We start from the raw sequence: 26375 nt of genomic DNA on the forward strand, positions 1-26375 counted from the left end.
GCTACTTGAGGACCAGCGGCGACTGCTTCTGGAAGGTGAAGCTGTCGAAGCCGTCCCAGTAGTTGATGGTCAGGAACTTGGTGCCGTGGCAGACCGCCGCGGTCGGCCCGAAGCGGTGTGCCACCAGCACGCTGCCGTCCGAGAACAGGTCGAGCGCCACCTTCTCGGACTGCCTGACGTCGAAGTTCTGCATCTCCCCGCAGAAGACGAACTGGCCGGGCGCCGGTTGCTGGCGGCAGAAGCTCCGGTCGCTGAAGGTGCGCTTGGCATCGCCGGACAGCGCGCTGAAGCGCAGGCGCGGGCCACCCAGCAGCGGGTTGGAGCTGCTGCCGGGCATCACGACCACCCGGCCCTTGCCCAGCGAGCCGGTGCCGTAGTTCACCGTCCAGCGGCCGTTCGCCTGGTAGTTCATCGCCCAGTTGAACGTGACCGAGTTGCCGGGGTTGGCGTTCACCCAGGCGACCAGGTCGTTCATGAGCGGTGCGCACGGATCGGCCTTCGCGGCCCCGGGCAGCGCCAGCCCTGCTGCCAGCACCGCCACCGCCAGCCGTGCGGGCGTGCGGGTTCGACATGAGCTCGGTCGAGTGCTCATCCTGGTATCCTCTAGATGTCGATTGACCGGAACGGGTCCGGCGTCGAATCTATTAGATACGATACTTACACGTGTCTGTGATCCGCAGCACTAGTTTGCCGATGTTCCGTCAGTGCGCGTCCGGGGAAGGCCCCGCGGCCTTCGGCTTGTGCACCAGTGGCATCAGTAGGAGCGCCAGGAAGAACACCGCCGACATCAGCAAGAAGCAGTCGGCATAGGTGAGCACGCTGGCCTCGAGCTCGGCCATGCCGACCAGCGTGCGCAAGGCCGCCTGGTCGGGATCGGTGGCCAGAAGATCGCCCATGCGGCCGCTCATCGATTCCAGGGTCGAGGCCACGATGCCGCGCGACAGGCTGAGCTGGTCCAGGAGATGGCGCATGTGGTGCGCCATCCGGTGGTCGATCGCCGTGTTGATCAGGGCGAGGCCGATGGCCCCACCCAGGTTGCGCATCAGGTTGTAGAGGCCGGACGCGTTCTTGATCCGGTCGGGCGGCAGGGTGCCCAGCGCCAGCGTGTTGATCGGCAGGAAGCACAGCATCAGCGACACGCCGCGGATCGCCTGCGGGAGGAACAGTTCGGCCAGCGAGCTCTGGTTGGTCACCTCGTGGTTCAGGTAGACGCCCAGGCCGAACAGGATCAGGCCCAGCGCCAGCATCGCCCGGAGATCCATCCTCTTGCTGAGCATCCCGGCCAGCGGGGCGGAGAGGAACTGGAACAGGCCGGTGACGAACATGATCTGGCCGATCTGGAGCGCGTTGTAGCCGCGCACGCTGGCCAGGAAGAGGGGCAGCAGATAGACCGAGCCGTAGAGGCCGATGCCCAGGACGAAGCTCAGCACGCAGCCGATCGCGAAGTTCCGGTCCCGGAACGCGCGCAGCTCCACGATCGGCTGGCGGTAGCTCAGCACCCGCCAGAAGAACAGGACGCCCGCCACGGCCGCGATCACCGCCGCGTAGCGCACGCCGGGATCGTCCAGCCAGTCCCAGCGCGGCCCCTCGTCGAACACGTATTCGAGCGAGCCCAGGAAGGCCGCCATCGCCGCCAGGCCCAGCCAGTCGAAGCCCTTCAGGAGGCCGAGGTCCGGCTTGTCGATGTCCACCGTCCGCCAGACCAGGATCGTCACGATGATGCCGGGCGGCACGTTGGCCAGGAACAGCCAGTGCCAGGAGAAGGTCTCGGTGAGCCAGCCGCCGAGCGTAGGGCCGATGGTTGGCGCCATGGTGGCGACCAAGCCGATCAGCACGGAGATGCCGGCACGGCGCTCGGGCGGGAACAGGATGAAGCTGGCGGCGAACACGGTCGGGATCATCGCCCCGCCGAGAAAGCCCTGCAGCACCCGCCAGACGATCATCTCCTCGATCGAGCCGGCGGTGGAGCACAGGAACGAGGCGAGGGTGAAGGTGCCGCAGGAGACGGCGAACAGGATCCGGGTCGAGAACACCCGGGACAGCATGCCCGAGAGCGGGATCATCACGACCTCCGCGATCAGGTAGCTGGTCTGCACCCAGGCGATCTCGTCCGAGCTGGCGGCCAGGCCAGCCTGGATCTCGCGCAAGGACGAGCTGACGATCTGGATGTCCAGGATCGCCATGAACATCCCGAACACCATGGCGAAGAAGCCCAGCACCACGACCGGGCGCGGCCCGGCCGGCGCCCGGGTGGGCGCTGCCGCCGCCACTGCCGCCGAACTGGCCATCGTGCGTCAGAGCCGGTCGGCGAGCGATCCGCCGGCCAGGCCGGCCGGCTGCGCAGCACCGAACACGCCCTCGGCGAGCTGTGCGCCATCGCTCTCGCCGCGTGTGTCCACGCTGACCTCCACCGAGAGGCCCGGGCGCAGCAGGCCGGCCAGCGCGTTGCCCGGTTCCAGGTCGATGCGGACCGGCACGCGCTGGACGATCTTGGTGAAGTTGCCGGTGGCGTTCTCGGCCGGCAGCAGGCTGAACTCGGCACCGCTGGCCGGGGCCAGGCTGGAGATCACGCCCTCGATCTCCCGGTCCGGCCAAGCATCCACCGCCAGCCGCACGGTCTGGCCGATCCGCATCCGGCCGATCTGGGTTTCCTTGAAGTTCGCGACGACATGGACGTCGGGCAGCGGCACCACCAGCATGGCCTGGCTGCCGGCGCGCAGATACTGGCCGACCTGCACCGACTTGCCGCCCACCACCCCGTCCACCGGTGCGCGCACCTCCGTGGCCGCGAGGTCGGCGCGGGCGGCGGCAAGCCGCGCCTCGGCCTCGTGCAGGGCGGCACCGGCTTCGGTGCGCTGGGCCTGGAGCACGTCGAGCTGGCCCTTAGCACTGGCGAGGTCGGCCTCGGCCTGGCGCAGCGCGGCCGCGGCACGGGTCGCCTCGGAGGTCGCGCGCTCCAAGGTCTCGCGGCTGGTCCATTTCTGCTGGGCGAGCTTGCTGGAGCGCTCGGATTCGGAGCGGGCCAGCTCGAGCTGCGCCCGTGCCGCCTCGATGCCGGCGCTCGCCCGGTCGATCACGACCCGTTGCAGCTCGATCTGGGTGCCGATCGTGGCGATGCGCGCCGTCTGCGCCTCCACGGCCGCCCCGGCCGCCGCCTCGGCCGCGGCATAGTCGACCGGGTCGATGCGGAACAGGAGGTCGCCGGCATGGACCCGCTGGTCGTCGACTACGCGCACCTCCTGGACCATGCCCGCGACCTTGGGCGCGATCGGCGCGGTATCTGCCTGGACATAGGCGTTGTCGGTGGATTCGACGAAGCGCCACTCGTGCCAGTACTGCCAGCCGGCCCAGCCGCCGCCGACGATCGCGGCCGCCGCGAGACTGCCCAGCACGAGTTTCTTCACGCCCGCCATGATCACAACCTTCGGACCGTCACCGGCAGCGCCGGCGTGCAACAGGAATGAACTTCCGGCAGATGCGCCCGTGCCCTCCCAGGATCAAGTGGAAACTGAACCGTTCAGTTCTGAAGGCCGTGCAAGTCTGTCCTGCCGGGATCGCCTAGCTACGTCCTTGTCGCAGCGACGATCCTGCTCCACCATGATGGAGAACCGTTCAGTTCTGGTGCTGCCCACGATCATGCTGCCTCTTCCCGAACTCCAGGACTGCCAGCTCCCGGGCGAGGCTGCCGGCAAGCCGCAGGCGGTGCTGCATGCCGCCAGGATGCTGTTCGCGGAAAAGGGCTATGCCGCCACCAGCATGGATGACATCGCCCGCAAGGCGAAGGTCGGCAAGGCCACCGTATACGAGCATTTCCAGAGCAAGCAGGAACTGTTCGCCACGGTCGTGCTCCATGCCTGCCAGGGCCATGGCGGCATGGTGGCCCTGCCGGGCGAGGGTGACCTGCGCACAAGGCTCGTGGCGTTCGCCGAAGGCTTCCTGGACTTCATCCTCCGCCCGGACGTGGTCGCGATCTACCGCACCATCATGGCCGAGTCGGTGCGCGCACCCGAGCTCGGCATGACCTTCTACGAGAACGGCCCGCTCCGGCTGCGCGGGACACTGGCGCGGGTGCTGGCCGAGGCGGCCGGGCGGGGCGAGATCGAAGTCCCCGATCCGGAGCGGGCCGCGGTCGACCTGATCAGCCTGATACGGGCGGACCTCCATCTGCGCGCCCTGTTCGCGGTGCCCACCCTGCCGCACCGCAGCGAGCGCGCCCTGCTGGCCCGCACGGCGGTCGACCGCTTCCTCAAGGCCTACGCCCCCGGCGTCGCTTGACGCTGCTCCGCGCCTCGTCGACTGTCTCCCCATGGGCGGACGATTGCCGCAGCAGGAGATATTTGCCGTGCTCAAGCCAAGAAGAACTGTCCTCGGCGCGCTGGCCCTGGCCGTCAGCCTGGTCACGCTCGGCACGGCCGAGGCCAAGGAATGGACCAAGATCCGGTTCGGCACGGAAGGCGCCTATGCACCGTTTAACTACGTGACGCCGGACGGACAGCTCGCCGGCTTCGACGTCGACATCGCCTATGCGCTCTGCGAGGAGCTGAAGGTCGAGTGCGAGCTGGTCCAGCAGGACTGGGATGGGATGATCCCGGCACTGCTGGCCAACAAGTACGACGCGATCATCGCGTCCATGTCGATCACCGAGGAGCGCAAGAAGAGCATCAACTTCACCGACAAGTACTACGACACGCCGACCCGGCTGGTGGTGCACAAGGACTCCGGCATCGACGGCTCGCCCGAGAGCCTGAACGGCAAGCGGATCGCCGTGCAGCGCGAGACCACCCAGGACCGCTACGCGACCGAGAATCTGGAGCCGGCAGGCGTGGAGATCGTCCGCTACGCCACGGGCGAGGAGGCCACGCTCGACCTGGTGTCGGGCCGGGTCGACGCCCGGCTCGAGGACGCGGTGGTCCTGTCCGAGAGCCTGCTGAAGCGGCCCGAGGGCGCCGACTTCCAGTTCGTCGGCGAGCCGATCACCGAGGAGAAATATTTCGGCCTGGGTGCCGGGATTGGGGTGCGCAAGGGCGACGAGGACCTGGTGGAGCTCCTGAACAAGGCCATCGCGGGGATCCGGGCCAGCGGCAAGTACCAGGAGATCCAGAGCAAGTATTTCGACTTCGACGTGTACGGCGACTGAGCCGGCCGGGGCGACTCGCGGCTGCTACGCATGCTCGACCTGCACGGCTATGGATGGACCATCCTGGAAGGGGCGCGGCTGACGCTGGCCTCCGCCCTCCTGTCCGTCGTGCTGGCCGTGCTGATCGGCATCGCGGTCGCCCTGCTCCGCCTGTCCGGTAGCCGCTTCGCCAGCGGTGCGGCACTCACCTACACCACGGTGATCCGCGGCATCCCCGATCTGGTGCTGATGCTGCTGATCTTCTTCGGCGGCCAGATCCTGGTGAACAAGCTGGTTGCCGCCATCGATCCCTGGATCGAGGCGCAGGGCGGCACGCCGATCGGCTATCTGGACATCAACCCGTTCATCGCCGGCGTGCTGACCCTCGCGGTCATCTATGGCGCCTACATGGCCGAGACTTTCCGCGGCGCCATCCTGGCGGTGCCGCACGGCCAGCTCGAGAGTGCGCGCGCCTTCGGCATGACTCCGTTCCAGGTGTTCCGCCGCGTCCTGTTCCCCCAGGCGGTCCGCCATGCCCTGCCCGGCATCACCAACAACTGGCTGGTGCTCCTGAAGTCGACCGCACTGCTGTCGGTGATCGGCCTGGACGACATGGTGCGCAAGGCGCAGTACGCCGTGGGCGCCACCCGGCTGCCGTTCACCTTCTACCTGTTCGTCGCGGTGCTGTTCCTCCTGTTCACCACCGCCTCGCTCCTGGTCCTGCGCACGCTGGAAGCGCGGGCCCAGCGGCCCTACCGCTAGAAAGGGGGCAGGGGTTGGACTTCAGCGTCGTTTTGGAGAGCTGGCAGTTCTATGCGCTGGGCCTGTGGAACACGGTCTGGATGGTGGCGGTCTCGCTGCTGGTCGGCCTCATCCTGGCGATCCCGGTCGGGATCATGCGCGCCAGCCGCAACCCGCTGATCAACGCCCCGGCCTGGTTCTACACCTACTGCTTCACCGGCACGCCGCTGCTGATCCAGCTCTTCCTGATCTATTACGGCCTGGGCCAGTTTGCGGCGGTACGCGCCAGCCCGTTCTGGTTCCTGCTGCGCGAAGCCTGGTTCTGCGCGCTATTGACCTTCGTGCTGAACACCGCGGCCTACACCGCCGAGATCCTGCGCGGCGCCATCCAGACCATGCCCAAGGGCGAGATCGAGGCCGCCCGCGCCTGCGGCATGTCGCCGGGCCTGCTGATGCGCCGGATCATCCTGCCCAGCGCATTCCGCCGGGCACTGCCGGCCTATGGCAACGAGATCGTGTTCATGCTGCACGGCAGCTCGATCGTCAGCATCGTCACCGTGCTGGACCTGACCGGCGCCGCCCGCCTGGTCCAGTCCCGCTACTATGCGCCCTTCGAGGCCTTCATAACCGCCGGGGCGTGCTATCTGGCCCTGACCTGGCTGATCACCCTTGCCATGCGCCGCCTGGAGCGGTCCTGGTTCGCGCATCTGCGGCCGCGCACCGGCTAGGACGCCGGCGTGCCGTCGAGACGAGCCCTCGAACGAAGCGGGAGGAAGCGCCCATGTGCGTCGTATGCTATGTGAGCGAGGCCGAGAAACAGAAGATCGTCGCCTACAACGCCGAATTCCACAAGGTCACGAAGAGCCCCTACGGGCCGGACGACGAGATCGGGATGCTGAACGTGATCGACGGCGCCTCGCGCGCCGCGATCCTGGGCCGCGCCGATGCCACCAAGATCTTCGACCTCTCGGTCGACCATTTCATCGGCATGCCCGGCTGGTTCGGCGCCGGTGACCAGCCCTACCAGATCTGGATGACCCACACGCCGGCCGGCGAGATCGCCGGTAACAGCATGGGGGCGAGCCTGGAGGCGAACCAGCTCGTCGCCTACTCGGGCGACGCGATCTCGATGTACACCCATTGCGGCACGCATATCGATACGTTCAACCACTTCGGCTATAACGGCCAGATCTTCAACGGCTTCACCGCCGAGCAGTATCTGGGCAGCCGGGCCTGGACCAAGTGCGGGCCGGAGAAGTATCCGCCGATCCTGGCGCGCGGCATCCTGCTCGACGTCGCGGCGATGCATGGGGTGGAGACGCTGCCGCCCAGCTACGGCATCGGGGCCAAGGACCTGGACGACTGCCTGAAGCACCAGAAGCTCGAGCTGAAGCTGGGCGACGTGGTGCTGATCAACACCGGCCAGATGAAGAAGTGGCCGGACATGAGCTTCACCCAGAACACGCCCGGCCTGAACCGGGAGGGGGCGGAGTTCCTGTGCAAGAACGGCGCGATCATGATCGGCGCCGACAACCTGACGCTGGAGCAGACGCCCGGCGCCCATCCGCTCAACTTCTTCCCGGTGCACACCTACCTGCTGGCCGAGGCAGGGGTGCCGATCCTGGAGATGGCGTTCCTGGACGAGCTCATCGCCGACAAGGTGTACGAGTTCGCCTTCTTCGGTGCCTGCATCAAGTTGCGTGGCGCCACCGGAACGCCGATGCGGCCAGTGGCGATGCCGTTGCTCTGACCGGCCCTGCCCACTCGTCCTGGTAGCATTTATGCGGCATATTGCCGCATCTAGCGGACGGGTGACATGAACTGGGTGGTCGCCGCAGCAGCGGCGGCCGCCCAATGCTGCCCGGAACATCGGCCGCTCTTCCGCTTCCATCGGCCACCGGGCCATTGCTGCCGGCCGTCGAAACATTTCCATCCATTGCCCGCACTCCCGGAAAACCCGGGCCATGTGGTTTGCAATTTCCGGAAAGTAGCCCTACCAGATGGTTACCGGGGAGTTGCCGGATGTCGCTGGAAGTGATTCCAGTGCGCACAGGACAGGTTTGTCTTGTATATACGCGGTGGTGCGGGAGGCAGCTGTCACAAGGGCTAGATGAGAATCTGGAATTTCTGTCGATTCTTTTCGTGGCTGGGTGCTCCCTAGCCGGATGGAGAGAAAATTCCACCTCATTTCTGCGTGAATGACTGATGGCTGACCAGTTCCCGCTGGACCGGAGCGGATCGTGCATCCCTCCTGCCCGAATGCCGCCGCGTGCACGCGACCTGCCCCGGCTCGACCGTCACGGATGCCGAGCGGAGGGAAAGTGAGACGGTTCATTGCGAAGCTGGCCGGGCAGGGCGGGCGACTGGTCCTGACGGCCTCGCTGGCGCTGCTGGCGCTGGGCCAGACGGCGGGTTGGTCGCCCGCGCGAGCGGCAGCACCCGAGGTGATCGTCCTGACCGACATCGGCCAGGATCCCGATGATACCCAATCGCTGATCCGGATGCTGCTCTACAGCAACGAGCTCAGCATCAAGGGCATCCTGCCGACCTATATCCCGAAAGGGCCGGTGCGGCCGGATCTGGTCAACAACGTGCTCGACGCCTACGGCAAGGATCTGGCCAAGCTGCGGCAGCATGATCCGAACTTCCCCACGGCCAGCCTGCTGAAGGGCCGGGTCAAGCCGGGGCTGAGCCTCAACAACAAGGTCGGCAAGGGCTACGATTCCGCCGCGGCCAAGCACATCGTCTACATGGTCGACCAGTCGAAGGGGCCGATCTGGGTCCTGGTCTGGGGCGGCATCCGCGAGTTGGCCCAGGCGATCTACAACGTGAAGTCGACCCGCTCCGAGGCGGCCTTCATCGCGTTCCAGCGCAAGCTGCGGGTCTACTCGATCAGCCTCAGCCAGTACTCGCCCGAGCCCGGCCAGTACCTGATGGACAACGCCAAGGAGATGTTCTGGATTGCCAGCATCGAGCATGACGGCTCGAAGTCGGCCACCTTCCGGGGCATGTACCTGCTGGGCGACCAGTCGATGCAGAACGCGAACTGGCTGAACGCGAACATCCGGAATCGCGGCAATCTCGGCAGGATGTACCCGCTCAACACCACGGAGAACGGCCTGAAGGAAGGCGACAGCCCGTCCTTCCTCCATATCCTGCCGATCGGGCTCAGCGACCCGGAACTGCCCAAGGCCGGTGGCTGGGGCGGCCGCTACACCAAGGAAGACAAATACTACAAGATCTCGAAGAATCTCTACACCTCGGAAACTCTGCTGGACGAGGTGGATGGCGTGAAGTCGCGCCGCATGTCGGTGGCACGCTGGCGCCCGGCCTATCAGGCCGACTTTGCGGCCCGCGCCCGCTGGCTGGAGACCAGCTACGCCCAGGCCAACCACCCGCCGGTGGCCAGGCTCGCCAGTGCCAGCACGGTCACGGTCAAGCCGGGCGGCAAGGTGACGCTCGATGCCAGCAGGTCCAGCGATCCAGACGGCGACCGGCTGAGCTATCGCTGGTGGGTCTACAAGGAGGTCAGCGACTATTTCGGCAACGTCCGGATCGACAACGCCACCTCCGCCAAGGCGACCCTGACCGCGCCGGGCAGCGCCTTGTCGAAGCCGCTGAACGTGATCCTGGAAGTCACCGACAACGGCTCGCCCAGGCTGACCCGCTACCAGCGGGTGCTGGTGAACGTGAAGAAGTAAACGTCCACGGCTCCCCGGCAAAGAGGCCGGGGAGCCAGGGCTCCTTCCCATCTTGACGCGGAGATGACGGCGGGCTAATGCTTAACTCAATGGTTAAGCAATCCGACCCGATCCTCGACCGCACCTTCGCCGCCCTGGCCGATCCTACGCGGCGTGCCCTGCTCGCCAGGCTCGGCCAGGTCGAGACCCTGTCGGTGAGCGAACTCGCCCGCCCGTTCCCGGTCTCGCTGCCGGCGATCATGAAGCATCTCGACGTCCTGTCCGACGCCGGCCTGATCGAGCGCCGCAAGTCGGGCCGGGTCGTGTCCTGCCGGCTCAACGCCGCCCCGATGGAGGAGGCCATGGCGTGGCTGTCCCGCTACCAGCAGTTCTGGACCGAGCGCATCGATCGCCTGGCCGCCTTCCTGGAGAAGGACGCGCCGCTCGAGGAGGTTGAATGTCCGCCAAGCCCAGCCTCACCATCCGGCGGCGCCTGAAGGCGTCGCCGGAGCGGATCTGGTCGGCCTGGATCGAGCCCCGGCAGCTGGTCCAGTGGTTCGGCCCGGACGCGGGCCCCACCGTGCAGGCCGAGACCGATGTCCGGGCCGGCGGGCGCTTCCACATCGGCTTCCACACCCTGGACGGCGAGCGCCACGATGTCAGCGGCGAGTATCGCGAGGTGGTGCCGCACCAGCGCCTGGTGTTCACCTGGGCCTGGCGCAGCACGCCGGAACGGGAATCGCTGGTGACGGTGGCGCTGAGGCCGGACGGTGACGGGACGGTGATGACGCTGACCCACGAGCAGTTCTTCGACGAGGCGGCGCGCGACGCGCATCGCTCCGGCTGGACCGGCGCGGTCGAGAAGCTGGCAGCCCTGGTCGAGCGGGACGCCGGCCCGGGCTGAGCCGGCGCGGTCCCTGCCGCTTTCCTTCGTTCACGGCAACCGACCCGGAGTGCCGGCCGATGCCGCATGCGCTTCGGGCAGGAAGGAGCATGTCCCATGCATGAGGTGGTGACCCGCGAGGAATGGCTCGCCCGGCGCAAGGCGCATCTGGCGAAGGAAAAGGCGCTGACCCGCGCGCAGGACGCGCTGGCGGCCGAGCGGCGGGCACTGCCCTGGGTGCGGATCGAAAAGGACTACCGGTTCGAGGCGCCGCAAGGGCCGGTTGGCCTGCCCGATTTGTTCGGCCGGCACAGCCAGCTGGTCGTCCAGCACTTCATGTTCGGCCCGGACTGGGAGGAGGGCTGCGTCGGCTGCTCGTTCATGGCCGACCATGTCGAGCCGGCCTTCCGCCATCTGGACCATCACGATGTCGCCTTCGCCGCCGTCTCGCGCACTCCGCTGGCCAAGATCGAGGCGTTCCGCCGGCGGATGGGCTGGACGTTTTGCTGGGTGTCCTCGCTGAACAGCGACTTCAACTTCGACTTCGACGTGTCCTTCACCGAGGACGACCGGCAGCGCGGCGACGTCTACTACAACTACGCGTCGCAACCTTACGTATCCGACGAGCTGCCCGGCATCAGCGTCTTCCACAAGGACGCCGAAGGCCAAGTCTTCCACACCTACTCGACCTTCGCCCGCGGCGACGAGCGCCTGGTCGGCGCCTACAACTTCCTGGACCTCACCCCGTTCGGCCGCAACGAGAACGGCCCGAACGGCGACCTGCGCGACTGGGTCCGCCATCACGACCGCTACGAGGTGGCGGGCACGCCCGCCTGCGCCTGCCATGCGGAGCCGGTGCCGGCATGACCGTTCGGGCGAGCGACATCAGTAGGCCCTAGCCCGTCAGACCCGCCCGACCCGCAGCGACAGGGGGAAGCGGATCGGCCGGCGTGTTTCCGGCTCGCCCCAGGCCGGCAGCAGCTCCGCCCGGAACGGGGTGATCGGATCCTGCCCGAGGGCAGTGCGCGCCCGCTGCACCGCGGACCAGGTCCCGACATAGCCGATCAGGTCGTCCAGCCGCCACGCGACCTCGATCGCGAGCGGCGGGGCCGCGAACTCCCGGAACGGGAAGGGCAGGGACCGGTAGCCCTCCTCGACATGGCGGCGCTCGGGCGGCCAGTACGGCCCGATCGTGTCGCGGTAGAAGCGCTGCATGACCGGGCCGGCTGGCCCGTCGAGCTCCATGATGCCGTAGCTGATCAGCGCCAGCACGCCGTCCGGCCGTGCCACCCGCCGTACCTCGGCATAGAAGGCCGGCAGGTCGAACCAGTGCGCCGCCTGGGCAGCGGTGACCAGATCGACGCTGCCGTCCGGCAGGCCGCTCTGATCTGCTGGTGTTACCTGATACTCGACCCCGGGATGAGGCGTGGCCGCCGCGATCTGCTGGGCGCTGGCATCGGTCGCGACCAGGCGGGCGAACCGGGCGGCGAGCAGGGTCGAGAGCTGGCCGCTGCCGCAGCCGCAGTCCAGGGCGAGATCGCGGCCGGGTGCCTCGCCGGCCAGGAAGTCGACCAGGGCCTCAGGGTAGCTCGGGCGATGCGCGGCATAACCCTGCGCGGCGCCGGAGAAGTGATCCTTGAAGCCCTGGCCGCCCATCCGGCTCAGAGCTTGCCGGCGAGCGCGTTCTGGTAGAGCGCTTCGGCATCCGCCGCGGTGAGCTTGCGCGGGTTGGAGCCGGCCGTGGGATCGACCTCGGCCATCTTGGCCATCTCGGCGAACCTGTCCGCGCCGACCTTCAACCCCTCCAGCGTGTTGGGGATGCCCAGATCCTCGCGCAGGCGCAGGACCCACTGGAGGAAGGCGTCGTAGCCGGACGTGCCGGACAGGCCCAGCCAGGCCGAGAGCCGCTCCATCCGCTCCGCGATCACCTCGCGATTGAACGCCAGCACATAGGGCATGAACACGGCGTTGGTGAGGCCGTGATGGGTGTCGTAGATCGAGCCGACCGGATGGCTCAGCGAATGGATGGCGCCCAAGCCCTTCTGGAAGGCGGTGGCACCCATGGCCGAGGCGATCAGCATCTTGCCGCGCGCCTCCAGATCGCCCCCGTCGGCCACCGCCTTGGGCAGGGCGTCCTTGACCAGCCGGATGCCTTCCACGGCGATGCCTTCCGCCATCGGGTGGAAGCCCGGCGCGCAATAGGCCTCCAGGCAGTGCGCCAGCGCGTCGAAGCCGGTCCAGGCGGTCAGGTTCTTCGGCAGGCCGACCGTCATCTGGGCGTCGAGGATCGCCGTGCCGGGCATCATCTTCGGGTGGAAGATGATCTTCTTGGTGTGGGTGCGCTCGTCGGTGATCACGCCGGCGCGGCCGACCTCCGAGCCGGTGCCGGCCGTGGTCGGGATCGCCACGATCGGTGCGATGCCGTCCGGGTTGGCCCGGGTCCACCAGTCGCCGATATCCTCGAAGTCCCACATCGGCCGGGTCTGGCCGGCCATGAAGGCGATGACCTTGCCGGCATCCAGGCCCGAGCCGCCGCCCAGCGCCACCACCCCGTCATGCCTGCCGGCGCGGAACACTTCCAGGCCGGACGAGACATTGGCCGCGACCGGGTTGGGCTTCACCTCGGAGAACACTGCCGCCTCGAGCCCGCCGGCCTTCAGCGTGTCCAGGACCGTCCCCATGATCGGCAGCTTGACGATGCCGGGATCGGTCACCACGAGCGGGCGCTGCATGCCCGCCGCCTTGCAGGCCTCGGCGAGCTTGCCGACGGCACCGGCGCCGAACAGCACGCGGGTCGGATAGTTCCAGGTGGTCGAGAGCGTCGCAAAGTCGAGCATGGGCCTGTCCAAAGGCGGATGACGCCGGCTGGTTTAGCGCCGGCCCGCCGGCTCGGTAAGGGTGCTGACGTACGGCTGCGCCATCGGGCACCGGGGCCCGGTCATGCCACGGTGACCTCGGTCTTCACCGAGTTGGCGATGAAGCACAGTTCATGCGCCTCATGATGCATGGACTGGAGCTTCGCCTCGTCCGGTGCCGTGCCCTGCCATTCGACTCTGGGATGCAGCACGACCCGAGTCACCGCCTCCCGGCCGGGTGCGATCTCGGCCATCACGCCCTCCGCATGGTCCCGGTAGGTAGTCGCGGTGAAGCCCGCGAGCCTGGCCACATGGAGGAAGGACAGCATGTGGCAGCTCGAGATGGCCGCCACCAGCATCTCCTCCGGATCGACCGCCGAAGGGACTGCCCACTTACCGACCACGTGCGGCGAGGCCGAGGCCGGCATGACCACGCCGCCGTCGAAGCCGACCGTATGGCCGCGGCTGTAACGGCCCCTCGGAAAGTCCTCGCCGTCCTGGATCTGCCAGCTGATGTCTGCGGTATAGGTCGCCATCGGTGCTTCCTGTCGCCGTCATTGCGTCGCGTCGGGCCGGGCGAGGAGGTCCAGCACGGTCGCGACCACCGCTTCCGGCGCGTCCTCCTGGACCAGGTGCCTTGCCTGCGCCACCGAAGTGAAGGTCGCGCCAGGGATGCGCCTGGCGAGCTCTTGGCCCCGCTCCAGCGGGATCCAGGTGTCCTCTTCGCCCCAGAGGATGGCCGTGGGGCAGCGCACCTCGCCCAGGCGCTGCTCGATCTCGTCGGTGTAGCGGTCGCTCATCTGGGCGATCTGGCGATAGAACGCCTTTTGCCCCGCCTCGCCGAGCCATGGATCGAGATAAAGCTGCATCTCGCCATCACGCAGCCCGTTGAAGACCGCGCCGCCGATATAGGCGCGCAGGATCGCCTCGTGGATGTAGGCAGGCAGTGCGGCGAACACCGCCTCGTGGTCCCTGGCCGCCTGCACCAGGGCCGAGCCGGACGGCCCGATCGCCACCGGGTCGATCAGCGTGAGCGAGCGGTAGTCACGCCGGTCGAGCAGATGGGCGCGCAGCGCAGTGGCACCGCCGAAGTCGTGCGCGACGACGTCCGGCCGCTCCACGTGCCAGTGATCGAGCAGTGCGGCGAACAGCCCGTTCTGGACGCCCAGCGAGACGTCGCCCACCGGCTTGGCCGACCGGCCATAGCCGAGCAGGTCGAAGTAATGGACCTGCCGGTACCGGGCCAGCCAGGGCGCGATCCGCCGCCAGACCAGCGAGGAGAACGGCGTGCCGTGCAGCAGCACGAGCGGCCTGCCCTGGCCGATGATCCCGTAGCGGATCTCATGGCCGTGGAAATCGAAGCGCCCGGACAGATCCCAGCCGGCCGGATCGGTGCTCTCGGAACCCATGGGCAGATCCTTTCGTGCTGCACTCCGTTCCGTTGCGCCGGTGCGCTCCCTCAGATCTCGATCGTCTCGCCCGGCTTGGCGCGCAGCACCTGGCCGCGGTTGACCTCCGTCTGGAACTCGTCGGCCGAGCCGGTCAGCGCATCGAACGTGCCCCAGTGGATCGGCAGGACTGCGTCCATCTGCAGGAACTCGTTCTGCGCGATGGCCGCGGCGCGCGGGCCCATGGTGAAGCGGTCGCCGATCGGCAGGGCACCCACGCGCGGCCGGTAGAGCCGGCGGATCAGCGACATGTCGGAGAACAGGTCGGTATCGCCGGCATGGTAGAAGCTGTCCTCGTGGTTGCGCACCACGATGCCGCAGGGATTGCCCAGATAGCGGGCGACGTTGTTCTCGTGGATGCTGGAGGAATGGTAGGCGCGGGTCAGCGCCACCTGGAGGCCCGCCACCTCGATCTGGCCGCCCGGGTTCATCGGCTCGACATTTTCCACGCCCTGGCTGCCCAGATACAGCGCGATCTCGTAGGCGGTGACCACCGGGGCGCCCGTGCGCTTGGCGATCGGCACCGTGTCGCCCAGATGGTCCTCATGGCCATGGGTCAGGCAGATCAAGTCGATGTCGCCGAGCTTCTCCAGGGCACCTTCCGGATAGGACGGGTTGCCGGTCAGGAACGGGTCGAACAGCACCGAGCGCTCGCCGATCCGGAGGTGGATCGCGGAATGGCCGAGCCAGGTTACTCTGAGCATCTTGTTTCCACCTGTTCCAAATCTGGTTGGCAAAAAGCGTCGCAAGCTAGGCGAGCCCGAACGACAGGGCTAGACCGGGCGCATGAAGGCGCTCCTCCTGCCCATCCTGCTCGCACTTCCGGCGACGCCATCTGCCCTGGCGGCGGAGCCGCCCGCCAAGGAGTTGTTCGGTAGCGCCACGACGCCGGCCCCGGCACCAGCCGCCGTGTTCGGCAGCTACGCCAAGGGATGCCTCGCCGGTGCGGTGGCCCTGCCGCGGGGCGGCGAGGGTTACCAGACCATGCGCCCGTCGCGCAATCGCGGCTGGGGCCATCCCGACCTCATCCGGGTGATCGAGCGCCTGGCCCGGGACCTGCGCGGCCAGGGCTGGCCCGGCATCCTGGTGGGCGACATGGCCCAGCCGCGTGGCGGGCCGATGCGCACCGGCCATGCCAGCCACCAGATCGGGCTGGATGCCGACATCTGGCTGACGCCTATGCCCGGTCGCGCCTTGTCCGATCCGGAGCGGGAAAGCATCGGGGCGGTGTCGATGCTGCGGCCAAGCACGCGCGAGGCCGATCCGGATCTGCTGGGCCCGGCCCAGCTGGCGATGATCCGCACCGCGGCGCTGCAGCCGGAGGTCGAGCGGATCTTCGTCCATCCCGGCATCAAGCAGAGATTATGCACCACGGCCGGGGCCGACCGGGCCTGGCTCGGCAAGGTCCGGCCCTGGTGGGGGCACGACGCCCATTTCCACATTCGCCTGCGCTGCCCGGACGGCCAGCCGGCCTGCCGGCCACAGGAGCCGCCGCCCCCGGGCGATGGCTGCGGCGCGGAACTGGCCTGGTGGCTCAGCGACGAGCCCTGGCAGCCCTCCGACGAGCCGCCGCCCCCGCCCTTGCGGCTGGACGACCTTCCCGCCCAGTGCCGCACCGTGCTCGAGGCGCCCTGACCGATCCGGGCAGAGGCGCGGCGCTGGACGCATCCAATTTGCGTCGAGGCGGGAACTGCCCCTAGGATCGGGCCAATGCCGACACAGGGGGAGCGGTTGCATGCGGTTGCTGGCGATGCTGGCTCTTCTCGTCCTCGCCACGCCGGCCTTTGCCGCCCGCTGGGAAGCCGTGGGCGTGTCGGCCAAGGGCAATCAGGTCTTCATCGACGCCAGCAAGATGAAGCAGCAGGCCGCCGCCGAGGTCCGCGCCATCTCCTACCGGGTCCTCTATGCCACCCCGCTTGACCTGGACGGCCCGGTGATCGCGTCCGCCCGGTTCGACGCCCGCTTCGACTGCCGCTCCGGCACGGTCACCACCGACAAGATCACCCTGTTCAGCGACGCGGAGGGCACCCGGTCCCTGGCGCAGAAGCGCGAGCGGGTGCCGCTGACCCTGAAGGAGCCGGAAGGCTCCAGCGCCGACGTCGCCCGCCAGGCGGTCTGCCGCTAGTCGACAAGCTGCCGGCCGTTCCGTATCGCTGAACATAGGATTGCTGGATACGGAGTCGATGAATGCCAGCGGCCACCCGCCTTGCCAGGATCGCCATCGCCATCGTCCTGCTGGCGATGGGATCGCTCTCCCCGCCTGCCCGCGCCGACGGGCAGCCGACCGATGCCCTGCTGCTCGCCGGGCCGGATGGCCAGGCGGTGACACTGCGCCGCGAGGATCTCGCGCGGCACCCCGCCAGCACCGCCCGGGTGTTCTTCAGCACCGGCCATGGCCCGGTGGAGGCCAGCTTCGAGGGCGTGCTGCTGTGGACGCTCCTGGAGGAAGCGGGCCTGACGGAGGAGGCCACCAAGAACGCGATCCTGCGCCGCGTGTTCACCGTCACCGGGCGGGACGGCTACCAGGTGGTGCTCTCGGGCGGCGAGATCGCCCCGATGTTCGGCGGCGCGCAGGCCCTGGTCGCCCATGCGCAGGACGGCGAGCCAGTCGAGGGCCTGGCCCGCCTGGTGCTGCCGGGCGACAAGTCGGGCGGCCGCCATGTCGACGACATCATCCGCATCGAGGCGACGGACGGGGTGGCGCCATGAAGATCAGCGCCCGCAACCGCACCAGGGGCACGGCCCAGGCCGTGGCCAGGTCATCCGGCCTGTTGGTGGCGATCGATTGAACCGCGGCGAGGTCGTCCGCCAGCTCCGTGACCTCGGCGTGGCTGCGGGCGGCGTGCTGCTCGTCCACACGTCGTTCCGGGCGACACGGCCGGTCGAGGGCGGCCCGGACGGGCTGATCGACGCGCTGCTGGCGGCGATCGGCCCCGACGGCACGCTGGTGATGCCGTCCTGGTCGGGCGACGACGACCAGCCGTTCGACCCGGCGCGCAGCCCGGCGGCGGCCGATCTGGGTGTCGTCGCCGACCGGTTCTGGCACCGGCCAAACGTACGGCGCAGCGATCATGCCCAGGCCTTCGCGGCGCATGGCCCACTGGCGGAGCGGATCACCGCCGATCCTTTGCCCTTGCCGCCGCACATCCCGCAAAGCCCGGTGGGCCGGGTCCACGAGCTGGACGGGCAGGTGCTGCTGCTGGGCGTGGGCCACGATGCCGACACGACGCTGCACCTGGCCGAGCTGATCGCCGGCGTGCCCTACCGGACCCCGTCCTGGCTGACCGTGCTCAAGAACGGTCGGCCGGTGCGGCTCACCTATGCCGAGAACAACCATTGCTGCCAGCGCTTCGCCCTGGCCGACGAGTGGCTGCGCACGGCCGGCCTGCAGCGGGAGGGGCCGGTCGGCCACGGGCACGCTAGGCTCGCCCGCGCCCGGGACATCGTCCGGCTGGCCACGGCACATCTGGCGGCCGACCCGCTCCTGTTCCTGCACCCGCCCGGCGCTGGCTGCGCCGAATGCGACGAGGCCCGCGCCAGCCTGGCCTGAAAATCTGCCGTGCCGACGGTGCCGTGGCCGACCCGGACGGCCGGCAACGACCAATGGCTCCTGGATCTGCTCCCATGCAGCCGTGCAGCCCGTTCCCGTTCCGGGAAGGCGCAGTGTAACACCATGATACTGATGTATCTGGATAGAATAGTTAATGGCCCATGAACCATATGGACGGCGAAAATGGTTTAAATCAAGTAAACATTCACGCGCTGCCCGTGAAGGAACTGCCCAATGTCGATCGGAACGCTTGCCGGATTCGCCTCCACCCAGACCTGGCAGGAAGCGATCGCCGAAGACATCCGGCAGCTCGAGATCGACTACGACCCGAGCTGGGGCATTCTCTGGCTGCGCATGCGCCACCCCGAGCGCGCCTGCTTCACGCCGGAGCTGATGCGCGACATGCGCCGGGTCCAGCTCCGCCTGAAGGAGCTGTTCGGCGGGATCCGCGACCCGCGCGACCTGCCCTTCCAGTGGCTGGTCTGGGCCTCGGACGCGCCGCGTGCCTGGAGCCTGGGCGGCGACCTCTCGACCTTCTGCCGCTTCATCCGCGAGGGCGACCGGGCGGGCCTGCTGGCCTATGCCGAGCAGGCGGTGGAGATCCTCCACGACAATTACCGCTCGCTCGACCTGCCGATCATGACCGCTGCCCTGGTCGAGGGCGATGCGCTGGGCGGCGGCTTCGAGGCGATCTTGACCGACGACCTGGTGGTGGCCGAGCGCGGCGCCAAGTTCGGCCTGCCCGAGATCCTGTTCAACATGTTCCCCGGCATGGGCGCCACCTCGATCATGATCCGCAAGCTCGGCAGCGCCGCGGCCACCCGCCTGATCCTGTCCGGCCAGAGCTGGACCGCCGAGGAGGCGGAGCAGGCGGGCGCCGTCTCGCTGGTCGCCGAGCCCGGCACTGCCAAGGCCACCCTGCTCCGCTACATCGACACCCACCGCGCCCGCCTGCCGGGCGAGGTCGCCCTGCACCAGTCCCGCCGCCGTGCCGAAGCGCTGGGCCTGGACGAGATGCTGGACGTGGTCCGCATCTGGACGGACCTGACGCTGGGCCTGGGCGAGGACTCCCTGCGGCGGATGCAGGCTTTGGCGCGGGTGCAGGAGCGGCGAAGGGTAGGGGCATGATCGTTCCCAAGGAAACTCCATGTCATTTTGGCAATAATCCAGGATCGATAACCGATGAACAGTCAGTATCAAAAATGAATGGCATAAATAATTCGATGATATTTCTATTGTTCCAAATGTATTTTGACATGATCTGAAAACTCGACCATGATTACGAATGAGGTGGTCCCAGACGTAGTTGTTTAGAATCGTTGAGAATTCACGCCCTCAACATCGTCGTCCCTGAAAGGCTGCCGATGTTTAGATCCATGATGCTTGAGTATTGTATAGTGTTCAGTAATGCGCCGCTGAAACTTTCGAATTGGCAACAATATTAGCCTGCATCTTGTAGCGGATGTGCCGATGAGTACAACCAAAACGGGAAGTTAATTGCGCTGATATAATAATCAATTTCATAGAGAAAATTAATGTCATGTGCTGCGTATCTAGTTGTATGATGACTCGTGACTTATAGTTGGCCGAACAGGCAATGCTGGGTGAAGATCTCCATGCCGCGGGAGAATGAAGATGGCCGAGATAATCAATAATCTTGGTGAAGATGATCTTGTTGGTACTGACGAAAACGACGTGATCAAGGGGCTGGGTGGTAACGACATCATATCTGCAGGCCTGGGCAACGACCGCGTGGAGGGCGGCAGCGGCAATGACGACCTGTTTGGTGAAGAAGGGCGTGACAACATCATTGGTGGTACCGGGAGGGACTGCCTTTCCGGCGGCGAAGATTCTGACCGGCTGCAGGGCGGCAGCGGCAGTGACATGATCATCGGGGGACCAGGCAACGATTCCGCGCAAGGCGGCCGTAACGGCGACATATTCGTGGTGAGTCAGGGCGACGAAAGTCTTACCATCCTCGACTTCGAGCAGGGTTTGGACAAGATCGTGCTGGCAGGCTTTGGCGTCGAGGACGTGAGCGAACTGGAACTGGAGGACGCAACGGGTGGGGGCACCTTGATATTGCTGGACGACGACAGCGTGCGTATCAATGACGTTAGTCCCGACGACCTCAGCAATGCCGACTTCGCCTTCGAGCCGATCCCTTTTCAGGCCCTGACGTTGCAGGACGTCGAGAGCCTGAACGAGATCCCGGACATATTCGCAGGGTGGCTTAATATCTGATCACTCGGGCGGCCGTAGCGGCCGCCCCTGCCACGGCGGGACTGGGCACTGCGTCGACGATGTTTGGGCATTCCGCGCCACCCAGGCCGGTATGGCTCCCAGAAGAGTAGCAACCGGTCGTCAGCGCTGGGACCATCATCATGCCACCGTCATGGATGTCGCGAACCCGCCGATCAAGCCGGCGGCGAGAACCCCTGCGCGATCTCCTTGAACACCGGCAGCGCCTCGCACCTGTCCGAGTGCGCCGCCAGTGCTGGCCAACGCTCCCGCTCGAACCGGCCGGGGTGGGCGTCCTGGAGGAAGCGCAACGCCACTGCGACCGCGATGTCGGCATGGCCGATCCGTTCGCCTGACCACCAGGGGCCGGTCCGAGAGGCGCGCCCGGCTTCCAGTACGTCCAGCACCGCGGCGATCTGCCTGGCACAGCGCTCGACCCAGACCGCCGACTTCTCCCGGTGCAAAGCACCTTCGTAGAACAGGCTCACCGCCTTGTCGGCCAGACCCATCGCCAGCGCGCAGGTCTTGAGTGTGTGGCGGCGGGCGTCGCCGGCACGGGCGATCATGGCCTGTTCCGGCGGCACCAGCCCGTCCAGATGGTCCAGGATCGCCCCGCTCTCGATCAGCACCTCGCCATCGTCCAGCACCAGGGTCGGCACCCGGATCAGCGGGTTGTAGGCGGCGATCTTCTCCGCGTCGCCGAATACCGACCAGGGCCGCTGCTCGAAGGGCAGGCCGTAGAGGCGCATGGCGATCGCCACGCGCCGCACGAAGGGCGAGTCGTACTGGCCGATCAGGAACATGGGCGGCTCACTCGGCCGCCTTCAGCCGCATCGGGTTGTTCGGGTGCATGCTCCAGTTGAGGTAGGGCCGGCCGGTGTCGCGCTCCTGCATGGTGATGCAGTCGTCCACCGGACAGACATGCATGCACAGATTGCAGCCCACGCACTCGGCCTCGTTGACCACGTATTTGCGCTTGCCCTGCTCGCGCAGTGCGAAGATCGACTGGTGCGAGGTGTCCTCGCAGGCGATGTGGCAGAGCCCGCACTTGATGCACAGGTCCTGGTTGATGTTGGCGACGATCTTGTAGTTGAGGTCGAGGTCGCCCCAGTTGCGGTAGTTGCGGGTCGCCAAGCCCATGAACTCGTCGATGGTCCGGTAGCCCTTGCTGTCCATCCAGTTGGACAGGCCGGATGCCATGTCCTCGACGATCTTGAAGCCGTAATGCATGGCCGCGGTGCAGACCTGCACCGAGCCGCACCCCAGCGAAATGAACTCCGCCGCGTCCCGCCAGGTCTCGATCCCGCCGATCCCGCTGATCGGGATCTCGCCGCATTCCCCGTCGCGGTCGATCTCGGCCACCATGCCGAGTGCGATCGGCTTCACCGCCGGGCCGCAGTAGCCGCCATGGGCGCCCTTGCCGCCCACCACCGGCTCCGGCGCCATCCGGTCCAGGTCGACCGCGGTGATCGAGTTCACCGTATTGATCAGGCTGACCGCATCCGCCCCGCCCTTCACCGCGGCCCGGGCCGGGGCCAGGATGTTGGTGACGTTGGGGGTGAGCTTGACGAACACCGGCATCCGGGTCGTCTGCTTGCACCAGCGCGTCACCATCTCGATATATTCGGGCACCTGGCCCACCGCCGAGCCCATGCCGCGCTCGGACATGCCGTGCGGGCAGCCGAAGTTCAGCTCGACCCCGTCTGCCCCGGTCGCCTCGACCAGCGGCAGGATGCCCTTCCAGGCCTCCTCGGTGCAGGGCACCATCAGCGAGACCAGGATCGCCCGGTCCGGGAAGTCGCGCTTGACCCGGGTGATCTCCTGCAGGTTCACCTGGAGCGGCCGGTCGGTGATCAGCTCGATATTGTTGAAGCCGGCCATGCGCTGGCCGCGATAGGTCACCGCCCCATAGCGCGACGACACGTTCACGACCGGCGGGTCCTCGCCCAGCGTCTTCCAGACCACGCCGCCCCAGCCGGCCTTGAGCGCCCGGACGACGTTGTATTCCTTGTCGGTCGGCGGTGCCGAGGCCAGCCAGAACGGGTTCGGCGACTTCACGCCGGCGATGGTGCAGCGCAGATCGGCCATGACGTCGCTCCTTCAGTTGCCGCCCAGGCCGGGCCCGGCCGACAGGGCATGGTGGATCGAGCGGGCGGCCTGCTTGCCGTCCTCGACCGCCACCACGGTGAGATCCTGGTCCAGCCCGATCGCGTCGCCGCCGGCCCAGACCTTGGGCAGGGTGGTGCGTCGCTCGGCGTCCACCACGACCTTGCCGCCCGCCAGCTCCAGCCGCATGGCACTGCCGTTCAGGGCGGCCGGCACCAGATGCTGGCCCACCGCCTTGAACACCTGGTCCGCCGGCAGCACGAAGCGCTCGCCCGTGCCGGCCAGCACGCCGCCTTCGCCGATCCTGGTGTGCTCCAGCTCGATCCCGCTGACCGCACCGTCCGCGCCCAGGATCCGCACCGGGGCCACCCAGGTGCGGATGGTCACCCCGTTGGTCTGGGCCAGTTCCTGCTCGTAGCCGGTGGCCCCCATCTGCGCCGAGCCGCGCCGGTACGCGATCGTGACGTTCTCGGCACCCAGGCGCCGCGCCTGGATCGCCATGTCGATCGCGGTGTTGCCGCCGCCGATCACCACCACGTCCCGGCCGATCGGCAGCTCGCCCTTGTCCGGCGCCTGGCGCAGCGCCTCGATGAACGCCACCGCGTTCTCCACGCCCGGCAGGTCCTCGCCCTCGATCCGCAGCGCATTGCTGCCGCCAAGCCCGATGCCCAGGAACACCGCGTCGAACTCGTGCACGAGGTCGGCCAGATGCAGGTCCTCACCCAGCGTCGTGCCGCAGCGCAGCTCGATGCCACCCAGGGCCAGGAGGAAGTCGAGCTCCCGCTGGGCGAAGTTGTCCGTCATCTTGTAGGTGGCGATGCCGTACTCGTTGAGCCCGCCGCCCTTCGGCCGCCGCTCGAAGATCACGACCTCGTGACCGAGCCTGGCCAGGTGATGGGCGCAGGCGAGCCCGGCCGGCCCGGCACCCACCACCGCGATCCGCTTACCCGTCGCCGCGGCGCGTACGAAGGGCTGCTCTCCGGAAACGAACAGGAAGTCGGTGGCATAACGCTGCAGCGCCCCGATCGCGACCGGCTCGTGGTCCTGGTCCAGGCGCACGCAGGCGCCCTCGCACAGGATCTCGGTCGGGCAGACCCGCGCACAGGTCCCGCCCAGGATGTTGGCGTCCAGGATGGTGGTGGCGGCACCGCGGACATTGTCGGTCTGGATGCCGCGGATGAAGCGCGGGATGTCGATGCCGGTGGGGCAGGCCTCCACGCAGGGCGCATCGTAGCAGAACAGGCAACGGGACGCTTCCACCAGTGCCGTCTTGCGGGACAGAGGCGGGGTGAGGTCGGCGAAGGCTTCCGCATAGTCCGCTGGCGAAAGCCGATGCCCGGCAATGTCGCTCATGCTGCTGTCGTCTCCGCCGGCGTCCTGATCTTGCGCCGGAATCGGGTTCCCATTAACGGCACGTTATTGGGTAGGCCTGTGCCGTCAAGAATCATTCCAGTCGAGAACGATTCTATTTCGGCTGCGTGCGTCGACAACTGAAGGAAACCGTGAATGGCCGGCCAGATCCGCCGCAGGAACCGCGCGCGCATCCTCGCCGCCGCCGAGGAGGTGTTCGCCGAGATGGGGCTGGAGGGCGCCACCACCCAGGCGATTGCCGACCTTGCCGGCATGCCCAAGTCGAACATCCTCTATTATTTCGGCACCAAGGAACAGATCTACGTGGCCCTCCTACAGGAGGTGGTGCGGTTCTGGCACGAGAGCTTCAGCGGCTTCGGCCCGGAGGACGACCCGGCCCTGGCGCTGGAAACCTACGTGATCGAGAAGGTCCGGATGAGCTTCAGCCGGCCGGCGGCGTCCCGGCTGTTCGCCCGCGAGATGCTGAGCGGCGGCCATCGGCTGCAGCACTATCTGGAAGGCGAGCTGCGCCAGTGGGTCGAGGAGCGCAGCCTGGTGATCCAGGAGTGGATCGCCCAGGGGCGGATGGCGCCCGTCGACCCGCACCAGCTCATGTTCACGATCTGGGCCGCCACCCAGACCTATGCCGACTTCGCGCCGCAGGTGGCAGCCGTCCGCGGTGCCCCGCCCGACCCGGCTGCCCAGGAAGCGATCGCGCGCTCCTTGGCCGACTTCATCCTGCGCGCCTGCATCCCGTCACCGGCCCGCCCCGCCGCCTCGCTGGCCGGCCAGGGCTAGGCCCCTCACGCCGCGGAAGCCGCCGCCCGACGGCCGGCACCCCGCCAGATCTCGCGCAGCCGATGCCAGGTCAGGGCGGCGAAGGTCGAGCTCAGCACCACCTGGACCGCCACCCCCACCGATTCCAGCACCTGGCCGAAATGGGTGTAGCCGGTGGCGGTCTCGACCGCCTCGGGCCCGGCGAACCAGCCGAGCGGGATGCCGATCAGCAGGGCCAGCAGCAGGCCCAGGCCAGTGCCGACCGCCACGGACAGGATCACCAGCACCAGGGCCGGCCAGCGGTTGCCGCGGGTGAGCTGGCTGCTGCGCCGCACCGCCGAGAGCGGCGGCAGATCCTCGACGATCGCGGCCGGCACCGCGACGATCCACAAGGTGGCCAGCCACAGGCCGGGCACCACGAACAGGATGAAGCCGATCAGGACGCCGATCGAGACGAGCAGGCTGGCGCCGAACACGCGCAAGGCCGCCGGGCCGGCGGCCCGGTAGGCCTCGGCCACGCCCAGCTCCCTTCCGTCCGCCTGGGCCAGCACCACCCGGGTGACCGCCACCGCCGCCATGGCCGAGCCGCTCGCCTGGATGACGAAGCCCAGGATGTTGGCGAGATCGGCCGAGGCGATCAGCCGGGCCGCCAGCATGTCCAGGCCGGTCGCGACGAACACGGCGATCCCCGCCAGGCCGAACAGCTGCAGCGGCCGGGTCAGCACGATCTGCAGCCCGTGGCGGATGATCCGGACCGGATAGAGGCGGTCGGGTGCCTTCGCCGTTGCCATCAGTCCAACTCCCGCACGCGCGACCCGCCGGGATCAGAAGGGGATCGCCCGGGGCCGGTCAAGCCGTGGGCGGTGCGCGGCCGGGCCAGCCGGTGCAGGTGCAGCCAGGTCACGCTGACCAGCACCATGGACAGGATCGCGAAGCTGGTGAGCAGCAGGACCCGGAGCCCGTAGCCGGGCAGGCCTCCCAGCCCGCCCAGCTCCGCCTCGCGCAGCAGCCCGCTGCCATGGAAGAAGGTGATCGACAGGGTCAGGCCGCGAACGGTCCATAGATCGGCCGCCATGTCGACCAGCCACAGCAGGCCGAGCATGCCCAGATAGAGCGCCAGCACGCGCCAGCGCTGGCCCGAGGTCAACTGGTAGCTGCGCTCGGTGGCGGCCATCGGGCCGAGCCTGCCCGTCACCGCCGCCGGCACGGCCACGAACCAGGCGGTCATGACCCAGAGCCCGGGCAGGACCAGGAGGAGCGTGGCCGGCGTCGCGACCAGCAGGGTGAGGCCCATGGCGCCCAGCGCGCGCAGCGTCCTGACCGCTCGCCGCTCTGGCCGGCCGCCGGGTGCGAGAAGGCGTTGCCCATGGCCACTCGCCACCTTCTCGACGACCAGGGCCCAGGCGAAGCCGGCCATGGCGAAGCCGGCCGCGACGTGCAGCACCATGGCGACGTTCGGCCCGGCCAGGGCCACCGCCAGCACCGGCACGCTGACCCCCAGCATCGTGCTGACGGCGATCAGGCCGAACAGGACCCGGTGGTGGCGGGCGAGCGCCCGTCCCGTGTCGCGCAGGACCCTCCGCAACTCCAGCCGGGCACCAGGCTCCCGTCCCGCCATCCGCTCATCC

29 protein-coding genes are annotated in these 26375 nt (G+C 67.9%); 16 read left to right on the forward strand and 13 right to left on the reverse strand.

Features of this window, described 5'->3' with window-relative positions; genetic code table 11:
* Nucleotide 1 precedes the first annotated feature (1 nt).
* The 3 genes from HLA95_RS05435 to HLA95_RS05445 all read right to left on the reverse strand — a co-directional run bounded on the left by HLA95_RS05435 (nucleotide 2) and on the right by HLA95_RS05445 (nucleotide 3413).
* A complete protein-coding gene (locus HLA95_RS05435) occupies nucleotides 2-592 on the reverse strand; it encodes a hypothetical protein (protein ID WP_191060435.1) in 591 nt (196 codons plus the stop codon).
* A gap of 109 nt (nucleotides 593-701) precedes the next feature.
* Nucleotides 702-2288: a DHA2 family efflux MFS transporter permease subunit gene (locus tag HLA95_RS05440; RefSeq protein ID WP_222182721.1), complete on the reverse strand. Its 1587-nt coding sequence runs from the start codon at nucleotides 2286-2288 to the stop codon at nucleotides 702-704.
* Between the two features lie 6 nt (nucleotides 2289-2294).
* The gene (locus HLA95_RS05445; protein WP_222182723.1) at nucleotides 2295-3413 is read right to left on the reverse strand and encodes an HlyD family secretion protein; all 1119 of its coding nucleotides are present in this window, start codon (nucleotides 3411-3413) and stop codon (nucleotides 2295-2297) included.
* Between the two features lie 184 nt (nucleotides 3414-3597).
* On the opposite strand from HLA95_RS05445, the gene HLA95_RS05450 reads away from it, so the two are divergent.
* The 9 genes from HLA95_RS05450 to HLA95_RS05490 all read left to right on the forward strand — a co-directional run bounded on the left by HLA95_RS05450 (nucleotide 3598) and on the right by HLA95_RS05490 (nucleotide 11287).
* Nucleotides 3598-4275 carry a TetR/AcrR family transcriptional regulator gene (locus tag HLA95_RS05450; protein WP_191060304.1) on the forward strand — a complete coding sequence of 226 codons (678 nt, stop codon included), beginning with the start codon at nucleotides 3598-3600 and terminating at the stop codon, nucleotides 4273-4275.
* A gap of 67 nt (nucleotides 4276-4342) precedes the next feature.
* Nucleotides 4343-5137 (forward strand): ABC transporter substrate-binding protein, encoded by a 795-nt coding sequence (locus HLA95_RS05455; protein ID WP_223861574.1) that lies wholly within the window; start codon nucleotides 4343-4345, stop codon nucleotides 5135-5137.
* A gap of 30 nt (nucleotides 5138-5167) precedes the next feature.
* The gene (locus tag HLA95_RS05460; RefSeq protein WP_191060306.1) at nucleotides 5168-5878 is read left to right on the forward strand and encodes an ABC transporter permease; all 711 of its coding nucleotides are present in this window, start codon (nucleotides 5168-5170) and stop codon (nucleotides 5876-5878) included.
* Nucleotides 5879-5892: 14 nt separating this feature from the next.
* The gene (locus tag HLA95_RS05465) at nucleotides 5893-6585 is read left to right on the forward strand and encodes an ABC transporter permease (protein ID WP_191060307.1); all 693 of its coding nucleotides are present in this window, start codon (nucleotides 5893-5895) and stop codon (nucleotides 6583-6585) included.
* 53 nt (nucleotides 6586-6638) lie between these two features.
* A complete protein-coding gene (locus HLA95_RS05470) occupies nucleotides 6639-7607 on the forward strand; it encodes a cyclase family protein (RefSeq protein WP_191060308.1) in 969 nt (322 codons plus the stop codon).
* 571 nt (nucleotides 7608-8178) lie between these two features.
* Nucleotides 8179-9558, forward strand: coding sequence for a DUF1593 domain-containing protein (locus tag HLA95_RS05475; RefSeq protein ID WP_222182725.1), 1380 nt, complete (start codon nucleotides 8179-8181; stop codon nucleotides 9556-9558).
* A gap of 89 nt (nucleotides 9559-9647) precedes the next feature.
* Nucleotides 9648-10034 carry an ArsR/SmtB family transcription factor gene (locus HLA95_RS05480; RefSeq protein ID WP_191060059.1) on the forward strand — a complete coding sequence of 129 codons (387 nt, stop codon included), beginning with the start codon at nucleotides 9648-9650 and terminating at the stop codon, nucleotides 10032-10034.
* Nucleotides 9995-10441 (forward strand): SRPBCC family protein, encoded by a 447-nt coding sequence (locus HLA95_RS05485; protein WP_191060060.1) that lies wholly within the window; start codon nucleotides 9995-9997, stop codon nucleotides 10439-10441. The genes HLA95_RS05480 and HLA95_RS05485 overlap by 40 nt, the downstream gene beginning before the upstream one ends.
* A gap of 66 nt (nucleotides 10442-10507) precedes the next feature.
* On the forward strand, nucleotides 10508-11287 hold the full coding sequence (locus HLA95_RS05490) for a DUF899 domain-containing protein (protein WP_370467475.1): 780 nt from the start codon (nucleotides 10508-10510) through the stop codon (nucleotides 11285-11287).
* A gap of 36 nt (nucleotides 11288-11323) precedes the next feature.
* On the opposite strand, the gene HLA95_RS05495 is transcribed toward HLA95_RS05490, so the two are convergent.
* The 5 genes from HLA95_RS05495 to HLA95_RS05515 all read right to left on the reverse strand — a co-directional run bounded on the left by HLA95_RS05495 (nucleotide 11324) and on the right by HLA95_RS05515 (nucleotide 15427).
* Nucleotides 11324-12076 carry a class I SAM-dependent methyltransferase gene (locus tag HLA95_RS05495; protein ID WP_191060062.1) on the reverse strand — a complete coding sequence of 251 codons (753 nt, stop codon included), beginning with the start codon at nucleotides 12074-12076 and terminating at the stop codon, nucleotides 11324-11326.
* A 5-nt stretch (nucleotides 12077-12081) separates the two neighbouring features.
* Nucleotides 12082-13257 carry an iron-containing alcohol dehydrogenase gene (locus HLA95_RS05500; RefSeq protein WP_191060063.1) on the reverse strand — a complete coding sequence of 392 codons (1176 nt, stop codon included), beginning with the start codon at nucleotides 13255-13257 and terminating at the stop codon, nucleotides 12082-12084.
* A 101-nt stretch (nucleotides 13258-13358) separates the two neighbouring features.
* Nucleotides 13359-13811: an OsmC family protein gene (locus HLA95_RS05505; protein ID WP_191060064.1), complete on the reverse strand. Its 453-nt coding sequence runs from the start codon at nucleotides 13809-13811 to the stop codon at nucleotides 13359-13361.
* A gap of 18 nt (nucleotides 13812-13829) precedes the next feature.
* Complete coding sequence (locus HLA95_RS05510; RefSeq protein WP_191060065.1) at nucleotides 13830-14684, reverse strand: alpha/beta fold hydrolase; 855 nt, start codon at nucleotides 14682-14684, stop codon at nucleotides 13830-13832.
* 50 nt (nucleotides 14685-14734) lie between these two features.
* Nucleotides 14735-15427 (reverse strand): metal-dependent hydrolase, encoded by a 693-nt coding sequence (locus HLA95_RS05515; protein ID WP_191060066.1) that lies wholly within the window; start codon nucleotides 15425-15427, stop codon nucleotides 14735-14737.
* A gap of 82 nt (nucleotides 15428-15509) precedes the next feature.
* Between HLA95_RS05515 and mepA the strand changes: the two genes are divergently transcribed.
* The 6 genes from mepA to HLA95_RS05545 all read left to right on the forward strand — a co-directional run bounded on the left by mepA (nucleotide 15510) and on the right by HLA95_RS05545 (nucleotide 20517).
* The gene (gene mepA / locus HLA95_RS05520; RefSeq protein ID WP_222182727.1) at nucleotides 15510-16358 is read left to right on the forward strand and encodes a penicillin-insensitive murein endopeptidase; all 849 of its coding nucleotides are present in this window, start codon (nucleotides 15510-15512) and stop codon (nucleotides 16356-16358) included.
* Nucleotides 16359-16458: 100 nt separating this feature from the next.
* Nucleotides 16459-16848 carry a surface-adhesin E family protein gene (locus HLA95_RS05525; RefSeq protein WP_191062041.1) on the forward strand — a complete coding sequence of 130 codons (390 nt, stop codon included), beginning with the start codon at nucleotides 16459-16461 and terminating at the stop codon, nucleotides 16846-16848.
* 62 nt (nucleotides 16849-16910) lie between these two features.
* The gene (locus HLA95_RS05530) at nucleotides 16911-17432 is read left to right on the forward strand and encodes a molybdopterin-binding protein (protein ID WP_191062042.1); all 522 of its coding nucleotides are present in this window, start codon (nucleotides 16911-16913) and stop codon (nucleotides 17430-17432) included.
* Nucleotides 17433-17508: 76 nt separating this feature from the next.
* Entirely contained in the window at nucleotides 17509-18273 is a 765-nt protein-coding gene (aac(3)-IV, locus tag HLA95_RS05535) for an AAC(3)-IV family aminoglycoside N-acetyltransferase (protein WP_255591511.1), read from the forward strand.
* A gap of 234 nt (nucleotides 18274-18507) precedes the next feature.
* A complete protein-coding gene (locus tag HLA95_RS05540) occupies nucleotides 18508-19401 on the forward strand; it encodes a crotonase/enoyl-CoA hydratase family protein (RefSeq protein WP_191060198.1) in 894 nt (297 codons plus the stop codon).
* A 507-nt stretch (nucleotides 19402-19908) separates the two neighbouring features.
* Nucleotides 19909-20517, forward strand: a complete 609-nt coding sequence (locus HLA95_RS05545) for a calcium-binding protein (protein WP_191060199.1) — start codon at nucleotides 19909-19911, stop codon at nucleotides 20515-20517.
* 173 nt (nucleotides 20518-20690) lie between these two features.
* On the opposite strand, the gene HLA95_RS05550 is transcribed toward HLA95_RS05545, so the two are convergent.
* Genes HLA95_RS05550 through HLA95_RS05560 form a run of 3 tightly spaced genes read right to left on the reverse strand, consistent with a single transcriptional unit; the run spans nucleotide 20691 to nucleotide 23973 of the window.
* On the reverse strand, nucleotides 20691-21317 hold the full coding sequence (locus HLA95_RS05550) for a glutathione S-transferase family protein (RefSeq protein ID WP_191060200.1): 627 nt from the start codon (nucleotides 21315-21317) through the stop codon (nucleotides 20691-20693).
* Between the two features lie 7 nt (nucleotides 21318-21324).
* Complete coding sequence (gene preA / locus HLA95_RS05555) at nucleotides 21325-22602, reverse strand: NAD-dependent dihydropyrimidine dehydrogenase subunit PreA (RefSeq protein ID WP_191060201.1); 1278 nt, start codon at nucleotides 22600-22602, stop codon at nucleotides 21325-21327.
* 12 nt (nucleotides 22603-22614) lie between these two features.
* Nucleotides 22615-23973 (reverse strand): NAD(P)-dependent oxidoreductase, encoded by a 1359-nt coding sequence (locus tag HLA95_RS05560; protein ID WP_191060202.1) that lies wholly within the window; start codon nucleotides 23971-23973, stop codon nucleotides 22615-22617.
* A 153-nt stretch (nucleotides 23974-24126) separates the two neighbouring features.
* Here HLA95_RS05560 and HLA95_RS05565 point away from each other — a divergent pair, with 153 nt between their 5' ends.
* Nucleotides 24127-24768 (forward strand): TetR/AcrR family transcriptional regulator, encoded by a 642-nt coding sequence (locus HLA95_RS05565; protein WP_222182732.1) that lies wholly within the window; start codon nucleotides 24127-24129, stop codon nucleotides 24766-24768.
* 5 nt (nucleotides 24769-24773) lie between these two features.
* Here HLA95_RS05565 and HLA95_RS05570 read toward each other — a convergent pair whose 3' ends face one another.
* Together HLA95_RS05570 and HLA95_RS05575 are read right to left on the reverse strand one after the other, a co-directional pair.
* Nucleotides 24774-25538, reverse strand: coding sequence for a glycerophosphoryl diester phosphodiesterase membrane domain-containing protein (locus HLA95_RS05570; RefSeq protein ID WP_191059157.1), 765 nt, complete (start codon nucleotides 25536-25538; stop codon nucleotides 24774-24776).
* Complete coding sequence (locus tag HLA95_RS05575) at nucleotides 25538-26365, reverse strand: hypothetical protein (protein WP_191059158.1); 828 nt, start codon at nucleotides 26363-26365, stop codon at nucleotides 25538-25540. The genes HLA95_RS05570 and HLA95_RS05575 overlap by 1 nt, the downstream gene beginning before the upstream one ends.
* Nucleotides 26366-26375: the final 10 nt, after the last annotated feature.

The sequence above is a fragment of the Geminicoccus harenae genome, assembly GCF_019800005.1.
Lineage (GTDB): Bacteria > Pseudomonadota > Alphaproteobacteria > Geminicoccales > Geminicoccaceae > Geminicoccus > Geminicoccus harenae.